The organism is Bradyrhizobium sp. WSM2793 (assembly GCF_000379585.1).
GTDB lineage: Bacteria > Pseudomonadota > Alphaproteobacteria > Rhizobiales > Xanthobacteraceae > Bradyrhizobium.
In genome coordinates, this window is record NZ_KB902781.1 from 81,638 (window position 1) to 95,622 (window position 13,985).

Sequence of the window (13,985 nt, forward strand, 5' to 3'; positions counted from 1 at the left end):
ATACAGGTTCCGGCCCTTCGCGCGGCATCCTTGTCACAGTCAAGCGAGCGCGCGTTCACGAAGCCGCGATGGAACCGCCGCTCGGCTCGCGCATTATCGGCAAATCAATGGGCGCGCGGTGCGAGGCTTCCGTGCGGGAGAGAGATTGTGCGCGTCCTTCCCAGTGAAAGTCTGATTTCCGGCAACAGCGAAGGCAGCCCGCTTCCCGACAGCCATATCGAGCTGCCGCCAGTCATCCGCCGCACAGAATTCGTCGCCTTCGCGCTTGCCGGCTTGTTACTGATTGCGGTCGTTACCGTGCTCTACGTTGGAAGAGCTTTCTTCCTGCCGGTCGTGATGGCCTTCGTCACCGGCACCATGCTGTCGCCGGCGGCGGGCTTTCTGGAGCGGTACAAGGTGCCGCGCAGCGTAGGTGCCGTTCTGATTGTGGTCGCGGGGACCGCCGTGGTCGCCTTCGTGGTGGCGCTGATCGCCTCTCCGGTGATGGAGTGGAGCACGCGCCTGCCGGAGCTCGGCGCGCAACTGAAGGACAAGTTGCACGTGTTCGACCGGCCGCTGGCGCTGTGGCGCGAGCTGCAGACCATGGTCGGCGGATCGGAAGGGCTGCCGAACTTCCAGATGCCGAAAGTCGAGTGGGTGCAGCCGACCCTCGAATTCCTGTCACCGACCTTTACCGAATTCCTGCTATTCTTCGTCACCCTCATCCTGTTCATCGCCAGCTGGCGCGACCTGCGGCGGGCCATGATCATGACCTTCAGCGATCGTGACGCGCGGCTCCGCACGCTCCGGATTCTCAACGAGATCGAGGTACATCTCGGCAACTATCTCCTGACGGTGACCCTCATCAATGTCGGCGTCGGTGTCGGCACCGGTCTCATCTGCGCGCTCACTAAAATGCCCAATCCGGCCGGGCTCGGCGCGCTCGCGGCAACGCTCAACTTCATCCCCATCATCGGGCCGGTCGCGATGTTCGCGGTGCTGGTTGTGGTCGGGTTGGTCGCCTTTCCGACCATCAGCGGCGGTCTGATGGCGGCACTCGCTTTCGGCGGTCTTACCTTTCTGGAAGGACACTTCATCACCCCCACGATCATTGGCAGGCGGCTAGCGCTGAATGCACTAGCAGTCCTGCTCGCGTTGGCCTTCTGGACCTGGATGTGGGGCCCAATGGGCGCATTCCTGTCGTCGCCGCTCCTGATCGTCGCGCTGATCCTGAAGGAGCATCTGTTACCGGCGGATGGGCCGCAGCTTCCGCAGGACTGACCGGTTTCCGCGAACGGAACTTCCCCGACGACGAAACGTTTTCCGGCTATCTCAGCCGTCAACAGTTTGGAGCTCCCGATGTCCACGACCGATGCCGAAGCCGGGATGAAAGACTGGACCGACAAAGCCACCAGAGAACGCCTCGAGAAGGATGTAGCAGCCGTGAAAAGCGATATCGCCGCCCTCACCGACCAGATCACCGACGCGCTCAACACATTTGCCAATTCCACCAGCAAGCAGGCCCGCCGCGGCTATCGTCAGGCGCGCGAGAACATGGATACCGCGCTCGACGACGTGTCAGAGCGCGGCAGTGCAATGATGGGCGCGGCCCAGGAAGCCTACGGCTCGATCGAGGAGACGCTCGAAGACGCGATCACACAGCGGCCGCTTGCGACCGTCGGACTCGCGCTCGGCATCGGCTTTCTGATCGGTGCCGCCTGGCGCCGGTAAGATTTGCGGGACGCGTGTTGAGGCGTCGGCACCGGCGCATTGCCGGTGTCGGCCCGTGACGGTTTGGCTTGCGGGGAACTGAGGAGCGAGGGCCATGTTTCAGCGCATCATCGATGGGATCAGTGCATCCACCGGCACGACGGTGCGGCTGACCTCGCTTGCCGCGGGCGCGGCCTTCGCGCTGTTCGTGACGACGTGCTTCCTTTGCGCCGCCGCCTTCATCTCGGTGCTCGAGAAATATGGCCCGGTGCAGGCCTGTCTGGCCGGCGCCGGCATCTTCTTCCTGCTGACGCTGGCAGCGGCAGGTTCTTATTGGGGCTACAAGCGCGAGGTGCAGAAGCGTGCCCGGATCGCGGCCGAGCGCGCCGCCAAGTCGGCAGCGCAGAGCATGCTCGCGGACCCCATGCTGCTCGCCACCGGGCTGCAGATCGTTCGTGCCATCGGGGTCAAGCGACTGCTGCCGATCCTGGCGATCGGAGGCGTCGCCCTCGGCATCATGGCGAGTCGCGCCGGCGTTCCTGACGAGGCGTCGGCCGAGCCCGCCGAATAGCGGTAAGAACAGGTTAGAAAATTTCGTTGTAAGTCCTCCGAGCGCATCAATCAGAACGTCCATAAGACACCGCGCAATTTCGCGCCATAACGGCGGATGCCCCCAGCCATCACGCAAACGCTACTCGGATGGGCAGGCAGTTGCCGTTAAAAGTATCACCCTGATTCCCAAAGCTATTTTAATCAATGAAACCGTCCGTTAAGGCGAACCTCGCCGCATTCCATCACGACGCCAGGCTGTATCTGACGCTCGGTATCGCCAACTGGTCGGTTTTCGTCGACCATATCCCGAACAACGTCGTCAACCTGCTGACGCTGCGCAATTTCGGCTTCAGCGGCGCCGCCGACCTGTTCGTGTTCGTCGTGGGCTATGGCGTCGCCATCATCCACGGCCGGATGGAGCTTGAACGGGGTTACCTCGTGGCGGCGACGCGCATCTTCCGCCGCGTCTGGCGACTCTACGCCGCCTATGTCGTGCTGTTCGTGATCTATATCGACACCATCGCCTACGTCGCCTCGCAATCGATGGCGCCGGAGATCATCCACGAATACAACATCTCGGGCATCCTCGAGCACCCGCTGAGGATCCTGGTCCGCGGCCTCGTGCTCCAGGAGGAGCCGCTGAACCTCGACCTCCTGCAGCTGATGATCCCGCTGATGGCCTTCTTTCCGTTCGCGCTGTGGGGCCTGTTGCGGTGGCCGAACCTGACCCTGGCGGCATCGGTCGCGCTGTACCTTGCCGCACGCTGGTTCGACTGGAATTTCCGGGTCTATCCGGACCAGGAATGGACCTTCAATCCGCTCTGCTGGCAGATGCTGATGGTGCTCGGGGGCTGGTTCGCCGTGACAGGCGCGCCCGGACGCGCGCTACGCGACATGCCCTGGCTGCGGATTCTCGCCGGCACCTATCTCGTATTCGCGATGGCCATCACCTTGCTGCGCCATTCGCCGGCAATGTCGGCTTACCTGCCGGACATCCTCCTCGACAGCATCGCGCCGACCGACAAGGAAAACCTTGCGCCCTATCGCGTGCTTCACTTCCTCGCACTCGCCTTTCTGGCGACCCATCTCATTCCGGCCGATCATCCCGGCCTGCAATTGAAGCCGCTGCAGGCGGTCATCAGATGCGGCGAGGAATGGCTCGCCGTGTTCTGCGTCGGGGTATTCCTTTCGTTTGCCGGCCATCTCATCCTGATCACCAGCGCCAATCTGGTGGTGATGCAGATCGTGGTGAGCCTCGCCGGCTTCGCCGCGATGACCGCGGTGGCCTACTACGTCGCCTGGTCGAAGTGGCAGGATCTGCCGAAGGTCTTGCGGCAGCAGACCTAATGCGCGATGCGATGAGGAGGAATCGTCATCGCGCTTTAGGTTCCACGCGAGCCGGGATCCACTTCGCTCGAAAACACTCTGGCCAGAGAATCGTGCGATTCTGCTAGGCCGAAAGCAGCGGCTGCGCTATGCGGAGAAGCTCTGCGTGAGGAGACCGGGCGTGGCGATGGTGAAAAGCGGGGGTGGGGAGACCGAGAGCACGCCCCGGCGCGGCCGGCCTCGGTCGATCGAGACCAGCAACGCGATTCTCGAAAGCGCCTATGCGCTGATGGCTTCGACCGGCCTTGCCGCTACCACCATCGACGCGGTCGCCCGCCACTCCAGCGTCTCCAAGATGACGATCTACAAATGGTGGCCGTCCCGCGAGGCGCTCCTGATCGACGCCTTTCTTCAACATGCCGCGCAGATGCTGCCGCTGCCCCCGGAGGGCTCCGGCAACCCCGCGGCACGCGCCCGCCGCCATGCCGCAGCCTACGCCGAGGCGCTCCAGGGTGAGTTCGGCAAGGTCCAGCTCGCGGTGATCTCCGAATGCATTTCCAAAACCGGCTCGGCCGAGCTGTTCTATGCCCGCTATCTGCAATTCCGTCGTGACGCGCTGGTCGAGATGATCGCGGCAGGCCAGAACGACGGCAGCATCCTGGCCGAAGGGCCGGCTGAGGATCTTTACGACGCGATCTATGGCAGCCTGTTCTATCGCTACGTCTTCGGCATCGCGCCGATCACGCCGGCCTACGCCCGCAATCTGGTCGACCTGGTGTTGCGGCCCAAGGGTTAAGCCAGCGGCTTCTATCGCGCAGGCCTCACCGGCGCGGAGATCTTGTCCGTGCGGTCGCGCTCGGTCATGTCGATCACCGTCTCCATCGGCGCGGTCAGCTCGTAGACATAGGAGGCATCGGTAAAATAGCGCTTGGCGGTGCCGCCGAGCGCCTCGGGGGCGACACGGTCGAGCAGGATCAGCCCAAAATCGGAATCGGGGCGGCGGGTCGCCTCGCTGGTGTTGAGCTCCTCCCAGCGGAAATGGAAGACCTCGTCGGACCCCTCGCCCGTCACCGTCCAGCTGGCGGTGATGTGCGGATGTTTTCCAACCAGCGACAGGCCCTCGTCGGAATGTGAGGCGAGTTCGAAGAACAGCAGCGAGAGGCTCTGCGCCGCGCGCGCGCTGACCGCGATATCAGGCCCCGTGACGGCGATGCGGTCGGCATGGGGGATGGCGCGCGCCTCGAACAGGCCCTTCAGCTTGACGCCCTGCCACTGGCTCTCGCTGAGCAGCGAGACCACGTTGGACATGGCATGGATGCGCCCGATCAGAAGCTCGCGGGCGACGTCGATGTCCGAGCCGTGACGCAAGGTGCGCGTCACGATCGACTGGATCACTGCAAGGATATTCTTGACCCGGTGGTTGAGCTCGTCGATCACCGCGGTCAGCCGGCGCTCGAAGCCGATTCTGACCTGGATTTCCCGGCTGAGCCGCAGATTGTTGTAGGCGACATAGCCGAACAGGCCGCACACCATCGCAGTGATCGCAAAGCCGATCGCCGCCACGATGATCGCGGTCTGCTCGGCGCGACGAGCCGAGTTGGTCTTGGCGTAATAACCCAGCTGCCAGTCACGGCCGCCGAAGCTCACCGTGCGCGTCGCCGATGGCGTCGGCCCGTCCGTCGTCGTCATGCGCGTGGAGACGATGCCCTGGTCGTTGGCAACGAGCTCGCCGCCTTCCTTGCGCGGGTCCCTGAGCGCGACCGAGAACAACGACATGTCGTCATTGGTCAGCATCAGCGAGGCGAGTTCGTAGGAAAACGTGACGAACCCGGCTGGCTCGGTCGCACCCTCGGGAATGACGGGAGCTGCCACAATGATCCCGACCGGCCCGTTGCCGCGCAACAGCGGAATTGGGTCCGAAGCCACCGACCGCTTCTCGAGCCGGGCCCGTGTCAACATAGCGCTGCGAACCTGATCCTGGTCGTAACTACGGCCAGGCAGAGCCTTGGTCTCGTCGCTGCGCGGCTCGAGATCCAACAGCACATCGATCGGCTGGGTGATCTCGGCCGGATTGATCGGCTTGTCGTCAAAGGTGCGGATCTTCGGATTGGGGAAGCCGGCGCCTCCAATGGCGGCCTGCGCCGCCGTAAGCTCGTTCGGCTTCAGCCGGGCGATCCAGCCGGCCACCACGAAATCGGTCTTGAAGGCGTAGATGGCCGAGCGCAGCGGCTCCAGCATGTTCGGCTTGATCACGGATGGTGTGCGGAACAGGCCCGAGGCGACGCGTGCGAGCAGCTCGCGCTCGGTAAGCCGGTCCTGGACCAGACTGGCATGAACGTCGATCGCGCGCGCAAGCGCGATCCGGTCCAGCGCCAGCTCCTGGTCGTGGACGCGATAAGCCGCAAGCCCGGAGAGCAAGGCTCCGAGCAGAGCGATGAAACCGATGATGAAACCCAGCCGGACCACGCGACTACTCAGGCGAAAGCAGGAGGTCGGCAATAAACAAGGAGCATATGAACGCCGCTCGAACGGCCATGTGCCGAAACAGGGTGAACCCCGGTGGCAGAGATAATGAAGGAGGAGGCATCGGTACGCAACTTGGGTCGCCTGGAAAGCTTAATCCGCCCGGCCGATGGTCTGGCCGGGATGAATTGACCGGGCACCGGAGGTAATTAATCGCCGTGTCCGAAATTTGTTCCGTGGCTGCGGCCCGGCCCCAAGGTTAACGGCGAAAAAAGCATGCGCCAAGTCGTCGCGCTGTCAGCCCGTCCGTTTCAGGCCGCCTTTGGCCTCGATGAAGCCGACAATGCGGTCAAGGCCCTCGCTCTTCTTCAGATTGGTCATGACGAAGGGACGCTCGCCGCGCATGCGCCTGGCGTCGGTGTCCATCTTCTCCAGGGAGGCGCCGACATGGGGGGCGAGGTCGATCTTGTTGATGACCAGCAGGTCGGACCGGGTGATGCCGGGGCCGCCCTTGGACGGGATCTTGTCGCCGGCGGCCACGTCGATGACGTAGATGGTCAGGTCGGCCAGCTCCGGGGAAAAAGTGGCAGCGAGATTGTCGCCGCCGGACTCGATCAGCACGAGATCGAGCCCCGGAAACTTGGCGCGCATGTCCGCCACCGCGGCGAGATTCATCGAGGCATCCTCGCGGATCGCGGTGTGCGGGCAGCCGCCGGTCTCGACGCCGGCAATGCGGTCCGGCGTCAGCGAGCCCGAACGCACCAGGAACTCGGCATCCCATTTGGTGTAGATGTCGTTGGTGATCGCGGCGATGTCATAGCGCTCGCGCATGGTCTTGCAGAGCAGGTCCATCAGCGCGGTCTTGCCCGATCCGACCGGACCGCCGACGCCGACACGCAAGGGGCCGTGAGATTTAGACATGTGATTCGCTCGCTCTCGATGGTGAGGGCTGCGCCGCTCTCACGAGCGGAACAGCCGTGTATATTGTGTCTCGTGCCGCAGGCTGGCGAGGTCGGCGCGGAAGGTCGCGCTGCCGAGATCGTCCAATGTCGCACTCAGCGCACGATTCGCAGTCGAGGCCACCGCGGCTTCCAGCCTCACCAGCACGCGCTGGCTGTCGGTCTGGCCGAGCGGAATGAGGCGGCTGGCCGCGGAAATCCAGTTCGAGACGACAGCATGCAGGAAGGCGTGCAGCGTCGGCGCCAGCGGCACGCCGTGCATTGCGGCAACCACACCGACCGCGACCGGATAAACCGGTGGCGCGCGGCATGCCGCAACCATGGCATCCAGCCCATCGGCATCCCACGCGGCGCGGGCAATGTCGATGAAGGCGCGGCCCTGCGAGCTCGTCTCCAATTGCCGCTCGCGCGACGGCACCATTGCTGCGGCGAGCTCGGCGATATCGCGCAAGGTCGCATCTTCGCCCTTCTCAGCAGCACGATAGGCATGCACCAGAAACGTCGCGTCGCAAAAGCCGGAGCCGTCGCCGAGCATTGCGTCGAGCCAGTCGGCCAGCGTGGCCGTATCGACGATGTCGCCCGCCTCGACCGCCCATTCGATGCCGCTGGAATAGGAGAAGCCGCCGACCGGGAACGCCGGCGACAGCCAGGTCATCAGCCGGTACAGCGCCGCCGCCTCGCCCTCGGCGAGGCCGCCGGCGCTGACCCGCTCATTTGTGGTCATGAGCATGCTTGTGGCCGTGGTGATGGTCGGGATGGTCGCAATGCTCGTCGTGGTGATGGTGATGATCGTGCCCATGATCATGCGCGGCATGATCATGGTGTTGGTGGTCATGAGCGTGATGATCATGGCCGTGGTGATCGTGACCATGGTCATGATGATGCCCGTGATCATGATGCGCATGATCGTCATGGCCATGCGCGTGGCCGGCATCCGCATAGGCGCCGCCTTCGGGATCAAACGGCGCCTCGATCTCGATCACGCGCGCGCCGAGGCCCTTCACCATCGCCTCGATGACGTGATCGCGGCGAATGCGCAGGGCCTTGGCCATGATCTGCGTCGGCAGATGACGGTTGCCGAGGTGCCAGCCGACGCGGATGAGGTGATGCGGATCGCGGCCGCGGATTTCCAGCAGCGGCTCGGGCGCCGCGACCACTTCGACCAGCCGGCCGTCCTCCAGCACCAGCGCATCGCCGCCGCGCAGTGCGACGGCCTGCTCCAGGTCGAGCAGGAATTCGAGACCCCGCGTTCCCGTCATCGCCATGCGGCGGCGGTGACGGTCGTCGAAATCGAGCACCACCGTATCCGCCGGCGCTTCCGTGAAGCGGTGCTGTCCCCTGACCTGCGTCGCCCGGATCATGCGCTTTTACCCCGTTACCTTGTCTCGACCTTCTCGGGCGTGATCACCTCGATCTTCGGCGGTGCCGTGAAGCACTTGACCGCCACGCGACCGAACGTCTTCATGTGCTCCATGCCACGATGCGGCACCAGCGCTTCGGCGTTCTCCCACTGCTCGACGAATACCATCTTGGCAGGATCGGTGACGCTTTCATGCAGATCATAGGCGATATTGCCGGGCTCCTTCCGCGTCTCCTTGATGCAGGCGGTGGCGGCTGCAATGAATTCGGCGCGCGTCTCGGGCTTGATGGTCAGGGTGGCAACGACATAGATCACGAGAAATCCTCCCGGCTTTTCTTCTGGGTTACGATACCGGGCGGGACATTAGACCAGGCGGGATCGAACGCAAAACCGTAAAAGCCGCCCCCGGACGCTTGCCGGGGACATGCGTTGAGGCGCTATTTCAGTACATGAAATATCGCTGCGCCATCGGCAGCACCTCGGCGGGTGCGCAAGTGAGCAATTCGCCGTCGGCGCGGACCTCATAGGTCTCCGGATCGACCTCGATATTGGGCGTGGCGTCGTTGTGGATCATGCTCTTCTTCGAGATCTTGCCGCGCGTATTCTGGACCGCATAGAGCTTCTTCTCGATGCCGAGCTTTCGCGCGAGACCGCCGGTGATCGCGGCCTTCGAGGTGAACACCACGGACGATGCCGTGCGCGCCTTGCCGAAGGCGCCGAACATCGGCTGGTAATGCACCGGCTGTGGCGTCGGGATCGAGGCGTTGGGATCGCCCATCGGAGCTGCGACGATGGTGCCGCCCTTGACGATGCAATCCGGCTTGACGCCGAAGAAGGCCGGCGACCACAGCACGAGATCGGCAAGCTTGCCCTTCTCGACCGACCCGATCAGTTTCGACACGCCATGCGCGATCGCGGGGTTGATGGTGTATTTGGCGATGTAGCGTTTGACGCGGAAATTGTCGTTGTCCTTGCCCTTGTCCTGCGGCAGTGACCCGCGCTGCTTCTTCATCTTGTCCGCGGTCTGCCAGGTCCGGATGATGACCTCGCCGAGCCGGCCCATCGCCTGTGAGTCCGACGACATCATCGAGAGCGCGCCGAGATCGTGCAGAATGTCTTCGGCCGCGATGGTCTCCTTGCGGATACGGCTTTCCGCGAACGCCAGATCCTCCGCGATCGAGGGATCGAGGTGGTGGCACACCATCAGCATGTCCAGATGCTCGTCGATGGTGTTGCGCGTGAAGGGCCGCGTCGGGTTGGTCGAGGACGGCAGCACGTTCTTGAGCCCTGCGACCTTGATGATATCTGGGGCGTGACCACCGCCCGCGCCCTCGGTGTGGAAGGCGTGGATGGTGCGGCCCTTGAAGGCCTTGATCGTATCCTCGACGAAGCCGGATTCGTTCAGCGTGTCGGTGTGGATCATCACCTGGATGTCGTGAGCATCGGCGACCGAGAGGCAGTTGTCGATCGCGGCCGGCGTCGTGCCCCAGTCCTCGTGCAGCTTCAGCGCGCAGGCGCCGGCCTTGATCATCTCGACCAGGGCGGCGGGCCGCGAGGCGTTGCCCTTGCCGGAGATGCCGAGATTAACCGGGAAGGCATCGAACGACTGGATCATCCGCCCCATGTGCCAGGGACCCGGCGTGCAGGTGGTGGCGAAGGTGCCGTGCGACGGGCCGGTGCCACCGCCCAGCATCGAGGTGACGCCTGACATCAGCGCGTGCTCGATCTGCTGCGGGCAGATGAAATGGATGTGACTGTCGAAGCCGCCGGCGGTGAGGATCTTGCCCTCACCCGCGATCACGTCGGTGCCGGGACCGATGATGATGGTGACGCCCGGCTGGATGTCGGGATTGCCGGCCTTGCCGATCGCCGAAATCATGCCGTCCTTGATCGCGACGTCGGCCTTGACGATGCCCCAGTGATCGACGATCAGCGCATTGGTGATGACGGTGTCGGCCGCGCCCTGCTTGTTGGTGACCTGCGACTGCCCCATGCCGTCGCGGATCACCTTGCCGCCGCCAAACTTCACCTCCTCGCCATAAATGGTGAAATCCTTCTCGACCTCGATGATGAGGTCGGTGTCGGCCAGCCGCACCCTGTCGCCGGTGGTCGGGCCGAACATGTCGGCATAGACGGAACGCTTTATTTTGACGGACATGCTTGAACCCCCATCATTCCCATGCGTGCAGCCACGACCTCGCGGTCACTTGCTGGCTCCCGCGCAAAGATCGAGAAACTTACCGATATTGTCGAGACCAACCTTGAACTCCTCGTGGACTTCAGCCCTGCCCAGCTTGAAGTCGATCACTCCTTCGCGCTTGAAGCGTTCGAACATCTTGTGGTCGACCTGGATGCCAAACTTGTAACGCCAACCGTCGATGAACGAATAGAACAGATCGATCGTCGCGGACTCCGGATTGACATCAGGCGCCACCTTGATCCACGGCGCCTGGTCGGTCTTGATCATCTCCGACATGACCGCGCGCATCTCTTCTTTGGCTTCACCTTCGATACTGACGAAACCGCTCTTCCGTGGGCAAGACAACAGCGGCATACCGAAGGCATCACCGGGTTCGTCCGTATTCGCGATCGCAAGAAGCGCATCCGTTCCCTGGTCGAACAGACGCCAGCGAGCTTCGTCCGCGTTTGCTTGCGGCGAACCGAACGCGAGGCCTATGCAGGCTGAGAGGGCACAACGTTTCATTGCCGTTGCAAGCTGGCTCACAGCAAAGCCTTCGCTGCTTTCACGGCATCATCGAATTTCGTATCGAGCCACGCATTGCCGCCGCGGCAGCCGGCCACCACCTGCTCGGCCCAATCGCTGTAGTCGGCGAGGTCGTCACGCTCTTCGGTGGTCGGATCCGTATGAATGCGCGCGCCGATGTTGCTGATCTTGTCGGCGATCTTGATCAGCTTGGCGCCCGGCGATTTGTGCGGAGCGTCCTCGATTTGCTTCTGCCGCCGCTCGGCCTTCGGCAGGCTCATGTCATCTGTACACTCCGCGACCAGCGAGGCAACGCCCTCGGAAAGTCGCTGCGCCAGCTCCTCGCGCGTGGTGTCGGTATCCTCGATCGAATCATGCAGCCAGCCGGCCGCGACCAGCTCGGCATCGGCGCCATCGGTCGCGGTCGCCAGCAGGTTGGCGACCTCGGCGAGATGATTGATGTAGGGCTCATTGCCGCGCCCCTTGCGCGCCATGCCGTTATGGCGGCGCGCGGCGAGTTCGGCGGCTTCAGAGATGAGGCGGATGGGTGAGAGCATGGGAAATACCTCCGTTTCCGCCTCAACCGTGCCGCGCCGCGCTCGTTCCTGCTAAGATCACAGCTTCCCCATGACGTCGCCGCGGAAGCCGTAGATCGTCTTCTTCCCCGCCATCGCGACGAGCTGCACGTCACGGGTCTGGCCGGGTTCGAAGCGGACGGCAGTGCCGGCGGCGATGTCGAGGCGCATGCCGCGGGCCTTCTTGCGGTCGAATTTCAGCGCGGGGTTGGTCTCGAAGAAATGGTAGTGCGAGCCGACCTGGATCGGACGGTCGCCGGTGTTGGCGACCGTCAGCGTCACGGTCTTGCGGCCGGCATTGAGCTCGATCTCGCCGTCCTGGATGAAGAGTTCGCCGGGGATCATTCTATCCTCCTCGTCGTTCCGGGGCTCGCGCAGCGAGAAGGCCGGGATCTTGATCAACAATCTCTGGATTCCGGGTTCGCCCTGCGGGCGCCCCGGAATGACGAATTCGAATTACCTGATCGGCTCGTGCACGGTGACGAGCTTGGTGCCGTCCGGAAACGTCGCCTCGACCTGGATGTCGTGGATCATCTCGGGAATGCCCGGCATCACCTGGTCGCGGGTGAGGACCTGCGCGCCGGATTGCATCAGCTCGGCGACGGTGCGGCCGTCGCGTGCGCCTTCGAGGATGAAATCGGAGATGATGGCGATCGCCTCGGGATGGTTGAGCTTGACGCCGCGGTCCAGCCGACGGCGGGCCACGATCGCCGCCATCGAGATCAGAAGCTTGTCCTTTTCGCGGGGAGACAGGTTCATGAAGAATCTCTTCCGTTCAACACGTCAATTCAGCCGGTCAGTTCAGCCAGAGTCGCGGCAGGGCCGTTCCAGTGCGCGCCAGCACGGCCATCATGTCGGCTCGCAAGCGCGCCGCATCTTGGGCACAGAACCGGGCCATTGCAAAGCCATTCCACGCGGAGATTCCGACCTCGCCGGAGAATGAGTCCGAGGCCTCGCGAATGCGCTCGACCAAAGCCTCGTCACCGGGCACGATCAGCGCCGTGCCGATCGCGGCACCGCCTTTGGCGACGGCTGATCGCCCAAGTTTTGCGCCGATATTGCCGTCGAGCCTGATGGTCTCGGCGAACACCAGCCTGCCACCACGCCGCAGCCGCCAGCGGTCGACAAACTCGCCCTGCTCCATCCGCTCGCCCATGGCAATGCGGCCGAACACGACGATCTCGCAGAGCAGCAGCGAGGCCGCCTCATCAAGCTCGATGTCGAAGCGGCGGTGGACCCGGGCGCGGTCGAACAGAATGGTCTCCTGGGGCAGCCAGGACAGATGCGCGCCCGCGTCGGCCTTCAAGGAAATATTGAGCCGCGCTGCCGCTCCCGGCGCGCGATAGACCTTTTCGGCGGCCGCGGTCGTTAGCGTCAGCCGCGAGCCCTGGCCCGCCGCGATGTCGATCTCAAAACTGTCCCCGCCGGCGACGCCGCCGGCCGTGTTGACGAACACGCCGGAGAGCCCCTCGCCTTCAGGTGAGGGAAAGCGCACGCGCAGCGAGCCGGATTCATGCAAGACGCCGCGCCGCGTCACGCCGTCACGTGCGTGCACGTCGAAGCGCACCGCGCCGCGGGCACGGTTTGCCTCGAAAACTCCTGACGTGACCGAAACGTCGCTGCGCATCCGCCTCCCCCAGCCGGTCGCGGCAGAACGGCTTACAGCGCCATCTGGCGGCTGATCTCGCTCGCGTCCAAATTGGCGCGATCGCAGGTGAATTTCACCGCGCCGCGATCCATCACGGCAAAACTGTCGCCGAGTTCGCAGGCAAAGTCGAGGTATTGTTCGACCAGCACGATGGCGATGTTGCCGAGGTTGCGCAAATAGGAGATGGCGCGGCCGATGTCCTTGATGATCGAGGGCTGGATGCCCTCGGTCGGCTCGTCGAGCAGCAGCAATTTCGGCCGCATCACCAGCGCGCGACCGATCGCGAGCTGTTGCTGCTGGCCACCAGAGAGATCGCCGCCGCGCCGGCCGAGCATGGATTGCAGCACGGGGAAGAGCGAGAACACGTCGTCGGGAATGTGCTTGTCCTCGCGCTTGAGCGGACCGAAGCCGGTCTTGAGGTTTTCCTCGACCGTCAGCAGCGGGAAGATCTCGCGGCCCTGCGGCACGAAGCCGATGCCCTTGCGCGCCCGCTCATAGGGCTTGAGGCCGGTGATGTCGCTGCCGTCGAGCACGATCGCGCCCGACGAGATCGGGTACTGCCCGACCATCGCGCGCAAGAGCGAGGTCTTGCCGACGCCGTTGCGCCCGAGCACGCAGGTCACCTTGCCCGGCTCGGCCGAGATCGAGACGCCGCGCAGCGCCTGCGCCGCGCCGTAGAACAGATTGATATCCTTGACCTCAAGCATCG

Annotated in this window: 17 protein-coding genes; 5 read left to right on the plus strand and 12 right to left on the minus strand. The window is 63.9% G+C overall.

Annotation, left to right across the window (positions count from 1 at the left end; genetic code table 11):
* Window positions 1–147 precede the first annotated feature (147 nt).
* The 5 genes from A3AS_RS0116885 (at window position 148) to A3AS_RS0116905 (ending at window position 4,363) form a co-directional block, all read left to right on the plus strand.
* Complete coding sequence (locus A3AS_RS0116885) at window positions 148–1,260, plus strand: AI-2E family transporter (protein WP_018318756.1); 1,113 nt, start codon at window positions 148–150, stop codon at window positions 1,258–1,260.
* Between the two features lie 78 nt (window positions 1,261–1,338).
* Window positions 1,339–1,710 carry a YqjD family protein gene (locus A3AS_RS0116890; RefSeq protein WP_026202065.1) on the plus strand — a complete coding sequence of 124 codons (372 nt, stop codon included), beginning with the start codon at window positions 1,339–1,341 and terminating at the stop codon, window positions 1,708–1,710.
* Window positions 1,711–1,804: 94 nt separating this feature from the next.
* A complete protein-coding gene (locus A3AS_RS0116895; protein WP_018318757.1) occupies window positions 1,805–2,260 on the plus strand; it encodes a hypothetical protein in 456 nt (151 codons plus the stop codon).
* Window positions 2,261–2,445: 185 nt separating this feature from the next.
* Complete coding sequence (locus A3AS_RS0116900; RefSeq protein ID WP_018318758.1) at window positions 2,446–3,588, plus strand: OpgC domain-containing protein; 1,143 nt, start codon at window positions 2,446–2,448, stop codon at window positions 3,586–3,588.
* Window positions 3,589–3,754: 166 nt separating this feature from the next.
* The gene (locus A3AS_RS0116905) at window positions 3,755–4,363 is read left to right on the plus strand and encodes a TetR/AcrR family transcriptional regulator (protein ID WP_049814903.1); all 609 of its coding nucleotides are present in this window, start codon (window positions 3,755–3,757) and stop codon (window positions 4,361–4,363) included.
* Window positions 4,364–4,374: 11 nt separating this feature from the next.
* Here A3AS_RS0116905 and A3AS_RS0116910 read toward each other — a convergent pair whose 3' ends face one another.
* The 12 genes from A3AS_RS0116910 to urtE all read right to left on the minus strand — a co-directional run bounded on the left by A3AS_RS0116910 (window position 4,375) and on the right by urtE (window position 13,983).
* Entirely contained in the window at window positions 4,375–6,033 is a 1,659-nt protein-coding gene (locus A3AS_RS0116910; protein ID WP_018318760.1) for an HWE histidine kinase domain-containing protein, read from the minus strand.
* Between the two features lie 294 nt (window positions 6,034–6,327).
* Complete coding sequence (ureG, locus tag A3AS_RS0116915) at window positions 6,328–6,951, minus strand: urease accessory protein UreG (protein ID WP_018318761.1); 624 nt, start codon at window positions 6,949–6,951, stop codon at window positions 6,328–6,330.
* A gap of 39 nt (window positions 6,952–6,990) precedes the next feature.
* Window positions 6,991–7,719, minus strand: coding sequence for an urease accessory protein UreF (locus A3AS_RS0116920; protein ID WP_018318762.1), 729 nt, complete (start codon window positions 7,717–7,719; stop codon window positions 6,991–6,993).
* The gene (locus A3AS_RS0116925; protein ID WP_018318763.1) at window positions 7,700–8,350 is read right to left on the minus strand and encodes an urease accessory protein UreE; all 651 of its coding nucleotides are present in this window, start codon (window positions 8,348–8,350) and stop codon (window positions 7,700–7,702) included. Before A3AS_RS0116925 ends, A3AS_RS0116920 begins: the two co-directional genes overlap by 20 nt.
* Window positions 8,351–8,364: 14 nt before the next feature.
* On the minus strand, window positions 8,365–8,664 hold the full coding sequence (locus tag A3AS_RS0116930) for a putative quinol monooxygenase (RefSeq protein WP_018318764.1): 300 nt from the start codon (window positions 8,662–8,664) through the stop codon (window positions 8,365–8,367).
* Window positions 8,665–8,791: 127 nt separating this feature from the next.
* On the minus strand, window positions 8,792–10,507 hold the full coding sequence (gene ureC, locus A3AS_RS0116935) for an urease subunit alpha (RefSeq protein WP_018318765.1): 1,716 nt from the start codon (window positions 10,505–10,507) through the stop codon (window positions 8,792–8,794).
* 45 nt (window positions 10,508–10,552) lie between these two features.
* On the minus strand, window positions 10,553–11,074 hold the full coding sequence (locus A3AS_RS0116940; protein WP_157644282.1) for a hypothetical protein: 522 nt from the start codon (window positions 11,072–11,074) through the stop codon (window positions 10,553–10,555).
* Window positions 11,071–11,610, minus strand: a complete 540-nt coding sequence (locus tag A3AS_RS0116945; protein ID WP_018318767.1) for an HD domain-containing protein — start codon at window positions 11,608–11,610, stop codon at window positions 11,071–11,073. Before A3AS_RS0116945 ends, A3AS_RS0116940 begins: the two co-directional genes overlap by 4 nt.
* A 57-nt stretch (window positions 11,611–11,667) precedes the next feature.
* Window positions 11,668–11,973, minus strand: a complete 306-nt coding sequence (locus tag A3AS_RS0116950; protein WP_026202067.1) for an urease subunit beta — start codon at window positions 11,971–11,973, stop codon at window positions 11,668–11,670.
* A gap of 111 nt (window positions 11,974–12,084) precedes the next feature.
* Window positions 12,085–12,387, minus strand: coding sequence for an urease subunit gamma (locus tag A3AS_RS0116955; RefSeq protein WP_007605424.1), 303 nt, complete (start codon window positions 12,385–12,387; stop codon window positions 12,085–12,087).
* Window positions 12,388–12,424: 37 nt separating this feature from the next.
* Entirely contained in the window at window positions 12,425–13,255 is an 831-nt protein-coding gene (locus A3AS_RS0116960; RefSeq protein WP_018318769.1) for an urease accessory protein UreD, read from the minus strand.
* A 32-nt stretch (window positions 13,256–13,287) separates the two neighbouring features.
* Window positions 13,288–13,983: an urea ABC transporter ATP-binding subunit UrtE gene (gene urtE / locus A3AS_RS0116965; protein ID WP_018318770.1), complete on the minus strand. Its 696-nt coding sequence runs from the start codon at window positions 13,981–13,983 to the stop codon at window positions 13,288–13,290.
* Between the last annotated feature and the right edge of the window lie 2 nt (window positions 13,984–13,985).

Coding starts and splice junctions, on each gene's coding strand:
- A3AS_RS0116955 (WP_007605424.1), bottom strand. CDS start 12,387: ATGAACCTGTCTCCCCGCGAAAAGGACAAGCTTCTGATCTCGATGGCG.
- A3AS_RS0116920 (WP_018318762.1), bottom strand. CDS start 7,719: ATGCTCATGACCACAAATGAGCGGGTCAGCGCCGGCGGCCTCGCCGAG.
- A3AS_RS0116925 (WP_018318763.1), bottom strand. CDS start 8,350: ATGATCCGGGCGACGCAGGTCAGGGGACAGCACCGCTTCACGGAAGCG.
- ureG (WP_018318761.1), bottom strand. CDS start 6,951: ATGTCTAAATCTCACGGCCCCTTGCGTGTCGGCGTCGGCGGTCCGGTC.
- A3AS_RS0116900 (WP_018318758.1), top strand. CDS start 2,446: ATGAAACCGTCCGTTAAGGCGAACCTCGCCGCATTCCATCACGACGCC.
- A3AS_RS0116950 (WP_026202067.1), bottom strand. CDS start 11,973: ATGATCCCCGGCGAACTCTTCATCCAGGACGGCGAGATCGAGCTCAAT.
- urtE (WP_018318770.1), bottom strand. CDS start 13,983: ATGCTTGAGGTCAAGGATATCAATCTGTTCTACGGCGCGGCGCAGGCG.
- A3AS_RS0116905 (WP_049814903.1), top strand. CDS start 3,755: ATGGTGAAAAGCGGGGGTGGGGAGACCGAGAGCACGCCCCGGCGCGGC.
- ureC (WP_018318765.1), bottom strand. CDS start 10,507: ATGTCCGTCAAAATAAAGCGTTCCGTCTATGCCGACATGTTCGGCCCG.
- A3AS_RS0116960 (WP_018318769.1), bottom strand. CDS start 13,255: ATGCGCAGCGACGTTTCGGTCACGTCAGGAGTTTTCGAGGCAAACCGT.
- A3AS_RS0116895 (WP_018318757.1), top strand. CDS start 1,805: ATGTTTCAGCGCATCATCGATGGGATCAGTGCATCCACCGGCACGACG.
- A3AS_RS0116890 (WP_026202065.1), top strand. CDS start 1,339: ATGTCCACGACCGATGCCGAAGCCGGGATGAAAGACTGGACCGACAAA.
- A3AS_RS0116945 (WP_018318767.1), bottom strand. CDS start 11,610: ATGCTCTCACCCATCCGCCTCATCTCTGAAGCCGCCGAACTCGCCGCG.